Raw genomic sequence first — 8,385 nt, 5'->3', positions numbered from 1 at the left:
AGCCCCCCACGATCCAGGGCTGACCGCCGGCCGCTTCCGCCGCGGGGCAGAGCGCGCAGAGAAAGCGCCTAAGCGGCTCCCTCTTCCGGAGCGCGCGCAATATTCTCGCCGAAACATTCGAGGCGGCGGGGACCCCGGCGTTCATCGGGTACCGAACTCCCCGCGCTCCATCGCCTCGAGGTTCTTCCGCTCCGCCAGGATTTCGACCGGAAGCATGCGCCGTTGGACCTCCCGCCGGGAGGGATTACAATTAGGAGTGCCTGGGTCATGATACCACCGGGGGAGGGACACGGATGGAGCGGAAGTTCGGCGGCGGTACGATCCGCCTGCTGCAGGGGGACATCACCGGGGAGGAGGTCGATGCCGTCGTGAACGCCGCGAACTCCACCCTGCTCGGGGGGGGCGGCGTCGACGGGGCGATCCACCGCGCGGGCGGACCCGCGATTCTCGAGGAATGCCGGAAGATCCGGGAGCGGCAGGGCGGCTGCCCCCCGGGGGAGGCGGTGGTCACGACCGGGGGGGATCTTCCGGCGCGCCATGTCATCCACACCGTCGGCCCGGTCTGGGGGGGAGGAGCGCGGGGAGAGGCCGAAACGCTGGCATCCTGCTACCGGAATTCCCTCCGGATCGCGGCGCGGGAACGGTTCCGCACCGTCGCCTTTCCGTCGATCAGCACCGGGGCCTACGGCTATCCCGTCGAGGAGGCCGCCCGGGTTGCCCTGGCGGCCGTCGCTTCCTTTCTCGAGACGGAGGAGAAGGCGCCGGGGGAGGTGCGGTTCGTCCTCTTCAACTCCGGGACCTTCCTGGCGTACCGGAAGGCGCTCGAACTCCTGTGATCCCCGATCCCTTCGCGCCGATCCGTCATCGTCTCACTCCTTCCAGGTATCCGCGGGCGGACAGCGCTTCCACGATTCGCCGCGCCGCCGCACCGGGATCCTCGCGGTCGCCCCGGACGACGACGTCCGGGCGCTCGGGAGGTTCATACGAAGCCTGAAGCCCCGGGACGCCGGGCGCGGTCCCCTCGATCCCCCTCCGGTAGATCCCCTTCGGGTCCCGCGAGACGCAGACCGCGAGCGGGCACTCGACATAGACCTCGAGAAATTTCGGGAGGAGCGCCCTGGCCCGGTCCCGGTAGCTCCGCCGGTTCGCCGTGGCGTCGAAGAGGACGGGCACGCCATGCCCGGTCAGGATTCTCCCGATGTGGGCGACCGCCCCGTAGAAGGCCTCCCGCTCCGCGTCGTCGTACCGGGGCTCCGGGGTGAGGAACTTCCGGACCGCGTCCGATTCGAGAATGCAGATGTCGATCCCGCGGGCCGCGAGCTCCTGCTCGAGGGCCCGGGACAGGGTCGATTTCCCGGAGGCGGGCAGTCCGGTGATCCAGACCGCGAATTCCGGATCCCGCTTCATGCGGCGCCGCAGTAGGCGTTCACGAGGGACGGATCGAAAGCCTCCTCGTCCAGGACCGCCTGGACGAACCGCAGGACCGTCCGTCGCACCCCCTCCCCCAGCGCCGGGTACCAGACGGGGCTCGCCATCACCAGCCCCCGGAAGGCGAAGAAGGGGGCGGCCACCGCGAGGAGCTCCCGGTCCCCGGTCCGATCCAGGTAGCGGTCGAAGAAGCGGCGGAACAGCGTCTCGAAGGCTCCCTCGAGCCGGCCGGAACGCTGCAGGGAGCAGAAGAGGTAGTTGCCGGTGATCGACGTGACGTCGTCGGCCGGCTCCCCCCATTCTCCCCGGGAGCGGTCGAGCACGCGGAACGCGGTCCCCTCCCCGAAGAGGATGTTGTACGGATGGAAATCCCCGTGTACCTGGCGCAGCCGGTGTGCGCGCTCCTTGAGCCGCCAGCGCCAGGAGACGCAGCGGTGCTCGATCTCCTCCAGGGTTCCGTCGGTGACGAACCGGTGCCCGGGTGGATAGCTGTCCGCCACCCCCATGATCAGCTCCCCGTGTCCCAGCAGTTCCCGGACGCGGCGGATGTAGAGCCCCGGGTCGTTCCCCGGGACCGAATGGATCTCCGCCAGGTAGTCGCAGAGGGCGTCCGCCCGCGCGGTGTCCCGATCTTCCAGCCGGCCATCGGCCTGGATCCGGGCGAGGTCCTGGATGTACCCGCTCCCTTCCACATACTCGACGAGCAGGAACAGTTCCTCCATCTGTCCGAGGGAAACGAGCGATCCCCCCTTCCGGAAGGCTCCGACGTCGAGGGAACGGGCGTGGAGCGGCAGCGCATTGTAGGCGCGATGGCTCCACAGGATCATCTGGGCGCGGTCCTCCATCTGCTCGTGTCCGAAGGGGCCGGGGCTGACCGTCTCCAGGACCGCCTTGCGCCGCTCGCCCGCGGTTTCGTACTCGACCAGGACGGGGGTGCCGTAGCCGTACTGCTTGACGGCTCCTGTGCGGACCTTCTCGCCCAGGGGGGCGAGCCCCAGGACCCGGACCGGTGTGCCGACGAGGGATTCGAGGTAGAAAACGAGCTGATCGCGGGCCAGGTCGGGCATGGGGCACCTCCTTCGCCTGCGCTTCCCATGATTCTACCTCGAATCGGGGATATAATGGCCCCCATGCAGCCCGCCTGGTGGGTCTATATGATCGAATGCCGGGGCGGGAGGATCTACACGGGGATCGCGAAGGATCCGGAAGCCCGTTTCCGCGCGCACCTGTCCGGGAGGGGCGCCGCCTTCACCCGGATCCACCCTCCGCGTCGGCTGCTCGGGAAACGGCCCTGCGCGAGCCGGGGGGATGCGCTTCGGGAGGAGCATGCCCTCCGGAAGCTGTCCCGTCTTCGGAAAAAGGCGTGGGCGAGCGAACCACCGCCGTTCCGGGATCCTGCCGCCTTTCCGCGGTAGCCGCCGACGACCCGCGGGAACCGATGCCCGGGAGGAAACCCCAGCCGCCGATCGAGGGAATCTGCTACGGCACCCCACTGCCGCGGGATGCGATCCTGCGGGGGCTCGAGAAACTGATCGGGGAACGAAACCTGTTCGGGGCGGAGCTGAACCCCAGCATCCTGAAAAAGGAGGGATCGGAAAAGAAGTTCCTCGTCAGCAAGGTCCCCTCCCGGCGCAGGCTCCTCTCCCGGTGGGAGTCCATCTTCCGGAACCTCATCGTGCCCGACGATCTCTTCGGCCTCCTCTCCGCCCGGACCCAGGAGTTCGATCACCGGGAAAGCCTGTTCCTCTTCGGGAAGGACCGGGTGATCTACGACACGCAGATCCACCACGGCGGCGAGGCGGTCGGGGAGCTGACGCTCTACTTCTTCTCTCTGTACGACCGCCGGTTCGGGCTGCGCGGGTACCTGCGGGGGAAACGGCTGCGGATCGTCTACATCGAGCATGTCCGGGTCCGGGAGCAGAGCTCCGGCTACGCCTCCTCCCTGTTCCGGCGGTACGAGTCGCTCTTCCGCAACCTGGGCTTCAACGAGTTCCGGCTGAAGGCCTCCCTCTCGGTGGGGAAATACTACTGGGCGAAGGAGGGGTTCGACTGCCTCGACCGGTCGGAGCTCAGGAGAATGAGGGACCGCCTGCGCGCCCTCGTTCGGGAGCGGGGGATCCCGGTCCGGGAGATCGAGATCGACCGGCTGAACCATGCCTACGACTTTGCTCTCTTCCGGAGGGATGCGAAGATCCCCGCATACCGGAACCGTGAGGGATACTATTCCCTTTTCCGGGACGAGGAGTTCCGGGAGGAGTTCCACTTCCCCCTCGGGAAGGCGTTTCTCCTCTCTTCGAGCCCCTGGGACGGGCACAAGGTCATCTACACGAATACCCCAAGGAAAACCGGGATCGTCACCTCCGGCGACTACCTCGGGCACCGTACCCGGACCGGCCACGTGGAGAGCCCCAGACGTCTCCACACCATCTGGAAGGAGATCGGGAAAAACGGGCTCCACGAAAGCCTCATCTCCCTGGAGCCCTACATGCCCGACCGGGAATTCCTCGAGCGGATCCACGAGCCCCAGTACCTGGACCGCTTCCGCGCGGCCGTGCAGGAGGGGAAGCGGACCTTCTCCACGAGGGACTGTTCGATCGGGCCCGGAAGCTTCGAGGTCGCCCTGCTCGCGGCGGGGGGGGTGATGGCCGGGGTGGACGCCGTCATGAACGGGAGGGTGGACAACATATTCTGCGCCGTGCGGCCGCCGGGGCACCACGCGGGGAAGGCGACGGCGATGGGGTTCTGTTTTCTGAACAACGTGGCGGTGGGGGCCGTGTACGCGAGGGCCGCCTACGGGGCGGAGCGGATCTTCATCCTCGACTGGGACGTGCATCACGGGAACGGGACCCAGGAGATCTTCGAGGAGGATCCGCTCACCTATTTCTGCAGCCTCCACGAGCACCCGTCCTTCTCCTTCCCCGGCACCGGCCGGAGGATGGACCGGGGGAAGGGGGAGGGCTACGGGTTCACGCTGAACATTCCGCTGAAGCCGCATACGGGAGACGACGAATTCCTGGAGACGTTCGACCGGGAGGTGATCCCGGAGATCGAGTCTTTCCGGCCCGACCTGATCCTGGTCTCGGCCGGCTTCGACGCCCACCGGGACGACCCCATCGCGGACCTCGATCTCACGGTGCGTTCCTTCGTCCACATGACCAGGCGGATCTGCGAGGTGGCGGACCGCTTCTGCGGGGGGCGGATCGTTTCCGTCCTGGAGGGAGGGTACAACGGGGCCTCCCTCGCCGCGTCGGCGGTGGCGCATCTCATGACCCTTCAGGGAAGGAGGGAGCCATGTTCGTCGGAAAGCGGATGACTCGAACTCCCGTCACGGTGACGCCCGAGGACACGCTTCTGCGGGCGGGGGACCTGCTCCATGTGCACCGGATCCACCACCTCCCCGTCGTGACGCAGGGGAATCTCGTCGGGATCGTGACCGGATCCGACCTGCGGAACTTCGCCCTGAAGAAGGCGGCGGCGGAGATCGCGGGGGAGGCGATGGTGGCGGGCCGGAATGTGGGGGATATCATGACCCGGGACGTGGTCACGGTGAGCCCCTTCGACACCCTCGAGGACGCCCTGCTCCTGCTGCACCGGAGGCGGTTCGGGGGCCTCCCGGTGGTGGAGGGGAAAAGGCTGGTGGGGATCCTCACGAAGGCGGACATCCTCGCCGCCTTCATCGACACCCTCCGGATCGAGGAGATCGGGGTCCGCATCGAGGTGATCCTCCCCCAGTCCACGAAGGCGATCCAGAAGATGATCGAAACGCTCGGGGCGATGGACCTGGAGGTGAAAAGCCTCATCGTCTCTCCGCACCAGGGGAATTTCGCCGCCTTCGTCCGCATCTCCACGATCGACGTGGCGTCGGTCCGGAAGAGGCTTCGCGCGGCGGGTTTTTCCGTCCCGGAGCTGGACCATTTCCTCGGGTGAGGGCGGCCTTTCGATTGCACAAGAAAAAGGCAACCTGAGCGTTCCGGAAAACGGGTGCCGGAGGATCGGGGCTGGACGGGGGCGAGAAAAATTCCCCACAGGGTATTCCACAGCCTTTCCACATTCCCTGTTGAGAAAGGGGAAAGGACCGGGCGGACCGTGACCGAGTCGCGACTCTCCCGGGGAGAGCCGGTTTTCCCATACCGTTCCAGGTATAATCGTACGAAATGACCCGCGAAAATTCCCCGATCCGGTTTTCCCGCAGGGCCATGGGGGTCTCCCCCTTCCTGGCGATGGAGGTGATGGAGCGCGCGAAGGCGCTCGAGGCGGAGGGACGCGACATCGTCTACCTCTGCCTCGGGGAACCGGATTTTCCCACTCCCGGGGCGGTGGTCGAGGCGGCCATCCGGTCGCTTAGGGGAGGAGAGACGCAATACACCCATTCTCTGGGGCGGATGGACCTTCGGGAGGAGATCGCCGTCCACTATCGCCGTCGATACGGCGTCGAGGTGCTCCCCGGTCAGATTCTCGTCTCTTCCGGGACGAGCCCGCTCATGATGCTGCTGTTCGCCGCCCTGCTCGAGGAGGGGGATGAGATCCTCCTGTCCGACCCTTCCTACGCATGCTACCCGGACTTCATCCGGTTCGTCGGCGGGGTCCCGCGGTTCCTGCGGACCCGGGAGGAGGAGGGGTTCCAGCCGGACCCGTCCCGGGTGCGGACGATGATTTCACCGCGGGTGCGGGGCCTGTTGATCAATTCCCCCTCGAACCCGGCCGGCTCGGTGATTCCGAGCGACTGGCTTGCGGAGCTCGCCTCCCTGCCGGTGCCGCTGATCTCCGACGAGATCTATCACGGGCTGACCTACGAGGGGGAGGAGCGCAGCGCGCTGGAGTTCTCTCCGGAGGCCTTCGTCCTGGGGGGATTCTCGAAGGCGTTCGCGATGACCGGGTGGCGGCTCGGGTACCTGGTCGCACCGCGGCAGGCGATCCGGACGCTGCAGAACCTGCACCAGAACTTCTTCATCAGCGCGAACAGCTTCGTCCAGTATGCCGGGATCGTCGCGCTGCGCGAATGCGCGGAGGATGTCGCCCGGATGCGGCGGGCCTACGATGCCCGGCGCCGCCACGTCGTCGGCAGGATCCGGGAGCTGGGGCTCGGGGTCAAGCGCCTTCCGGCGGGGGCCTTCTACGTCCTGGCGGACGCGCGTCACATCCGGGCCGACTCGCTCTCGCTCGCGATGGAGATTCTCGAGTCGGCCGGGGTGGCCGTCACCCCCGGGATCGATTTCGGGGAGGGGGCGGAGGGGTACCTCCGGTTTTCCTATGCGAACTCCACGGAGAACATCGACCGCGGGCTGGACCGGTTATCGGCCTTCTTCCGGGAGCGGGGCTGGGTCTGATTTCCGCGGTCCGCCCGGCTCCGGTTTCCGGTTCCCTTCCACGTCGGGCAGGAACCGTCTGCCGTGGACACCGGCCCAGAGTCCGAGAAAGAAGTGCCGCGCGTTGCTCCCGATGACCCGGGTGCTGTAGCCACCCTCCTGGACGACGATCAGCGGCAGCTTCAGCGAGCCGATCATCTCCCCGTTCGCCTCGAAGTCCTTCCGGGTGAGGGTCCAGCTCCCGGTGGGATCCCCCTTCGCCGTGTCCAGCCCCAGCGACACCACGAGGAAGCGGGGGGCGAATTTCGAGATCTTCCCGAGCGCCCGCTTGAGCGCCTCCCGGTAGTGCGGGCCGTCCACATGTTCCACCAGAGGAAGGTTGTGGTTGAACCGCTCGCCTGCCCCGGCCCCGGTCTCGTCCGCGAAGCCGGTGAAGTAGGGGTAGGCGAAGTTGGGATGGCCGTGGATGGAGACGGTGAGGACGTCCGAACGCTCGTAGAAGATCTCCTGGGTGCCGTTGCCGTGGTGGTAGTCGATGTCCAGCACCGCGACCTTCCCCTGGGCGCTCAGGTGAGTCGCGGCGACGGCGGCGGAATTGAAGTAGCAGAACCCCCCGAAGGACCGCCGCTCGGCATGATGGCCCGGGGGGCGAACGAGGGCGTAGGCGATCCGGTACCCGGAGAGGACCGCCTCCGACGCGGTCAGCGCGCAGTCCACGGCTCTCTTTGCGGCCAGGTAGGCGTTGCGGTTCAGCGGGGTGAAGGTGTCGATGCAATAGTACCCGGCGCGGACCGGAAGGTCGTGCGGGGGGCGGGCGGTGTTGCGGATGGGGAACACGTACGGGTAGACCGACTCGCCGGGGTCGAGCATGGCGCACATCTTCTTGAAGTACTCGTAATACTTCCGGTCGTGGACGTCGAGGATATGCTTCTCCGGGAAGTGGCGGACCTCGAGCGTGTCGAACAGCTCGGTCCGCTCCAGCTCCTTCAGGATGGAGTCCACCCGCACCGGGGTCTCGACGTACCCCCGCTCGTGGACATGGTGGATCTTGTGCCGGTCGTTCACCACCAGGGCGATCGAGAACTCGACCGACCGGACATGCCGCACGCCCGGGGAGGTGGCGACCTTCGTGTATTTCGGCTCCCGCAGCCGGACCGGGTCGTCCCGGAAGGAGGCGACCACCTTCTCCACGTACTCCTTCGGGCAGATCTGCTTGTACTTCCGCTCCAGGATCGCCCGGACGAACCGCCGGGCCTCGTCGCGCGAAAGCTTCCGGTCCTGTCCCAGGTCATCGAAAACCAGATAGGGGGGGGAGTCGGTCCCGGGAGTGATCGGGGTTTCGTACCCGGTGTTCACGATCGGGCGGGCGCCGTACCGCTCGTAGAACTTCAGCCGGGCGGCGTTCTGCTTCAGGACCTCCGGGTTGGCGCACAGGGCCGGGTCGTCGGGAAGACACTCGAAGAAGACCCCTGCGGCCCCGAGCAGCAGCGACTCCTCCCGGACCCGCTCGTAGAGGGCGCCCCCGATCCCGCCTCCCGTCTTCTGCGGCGCCGCCGACATGAAATCGAGGTAGCAGAAGGACAGGTCGGTGAAGTCGAGCAGCAGCGCGAAGCCGCGGATATTTTTCCGCTGGTCCTCGCTGACGATCAGG

The 8,385-nt window shown here is 67.1% G+C and carries 7 protein-coding genes and 1 pseudogene (1 of these 8 cut by a window edge); 5 read left to right on the top strand and 3 right to left on the bottom strand.

From position 1 onward, the window contains the following. Positions 1–293 precede the first annotated feature (293 nt). Positions 294–836 carry an O-acetyl-ADP-ribose deacetylase gene (locus A2X88_03630; protein OGP35214.1) on the top strand — a complete coding sequence of 181 codons (543 nt, stop codon included), beginning with the start codon at positions 294–296 and terminating at the stop codon, positions 834–836. Between the two features lie 25 nt (positions 837–861). On the opposite strand, the gene A2X88_03625 is transcribed toward A2X88_03630, so the two are convergent. Together A2X88_03625 and A2X88_03620 are read right to left on the bottom strand one after the other, a co-directional pair. After that, on the bottom strand, positions 862–1,407 hold the full coding sequence (locus A2X88_03625; GenBank protein OGP35213.1) for a hypothetical protein: 546 nt from the start codon (positions 1,405–1,407) through the stop codon (positions 862–864). Beyond that, positions 1,404–2,495 (bottom strand): aminoglycoside phosphotransferase, encoded by a 1,092-nt coding sequence (locus A2X88_03620; protein OGP35212.1) that lies wholly within the window; start codon positions 2,493–2,495, stop codon positions 1,404–1,406. Before A2X88_03620 ends, A2X88_03625 begins: the two co-directional genes overlap by 4 nt. Positions 2,496–2,549: 54 nt before the next feature. Here A2X88_03620 and A2X88_03615 point away from each other — a divergent pair, with 54 nt between their 5' ends. From A2X88_03615 to A2X88_03600, 4 genes are all read left to right on the top strand, one after another. Beyond that, a complete protein-coding gene (locus A2X88_03615; protein ID OGP35211.1) occupies positions 2,550–2,843 on the top strand; it encodes a hypothetical protein in 294 nt (97 codons plus the stop codon). Between the two features lie 935 nt (positions 2,844–3,778). Continuing rightward, complete coding sequence (locus A2X88_03610) at positions 3,779–4,741, top strand: hypothetical protein (GenBank protein OGP35237.1); 963 nt, start codon at positions 3,779–3,781, stop codon at positions 4,739–4,741. Then, positions 4,720–5,355, top strand: a complete 636-nt coding sequence (locus A2X88_03605; GenBank protein ID OGP35210.1) for a hypothetical protein — start codon at positions 4,720–4,722, stop codon at positions 5,353–5,355. Before A2X88_03610 ends, A2X88_03605 begins: the two co-directional genes overlap by 22 nt. Before the next feature lie 227 nt (positions 5,356–5,582). Then, positions 5,583–6,755, top strand: a complete 1,173-nt coding sequence (locus tag A2X88_03600; protein ID OGP35209.1) for an aspartate aminotransferase — start codon at positions 5,583–5,585, stop codon at positions 6,753–6,755. On the opposite strand, the pseudogene A2X88_03595 reads toward A2X88_03600, so the two are convergent. Then, positions 6,720–8,385 (bottom strand): annotated as a pseudogene (locus A2X88_03595) (histone deacetylase); it runs 206 nt beyond the window's last position. The gene A2X88_03600 and the pseudogene A2X88_03595 sit on opposite strands and share 36 nt — an antisense overlap.

It is taken from the genome of Deltaproteobacteria bacterium GWC2_65_14, from assembly GCA_001797615.1.
In the GTDB taxonomy this organism is placed as follows: domain Bacteria; phylum Desulfobacterota; class Deferrimicrobia; order Deferrimicrobiales; family Deferrimicrobiaceae; genus GWC2-65-14.
This window is presented reverse-complemented; position numbering and strand designations above follow the sequence as displayed.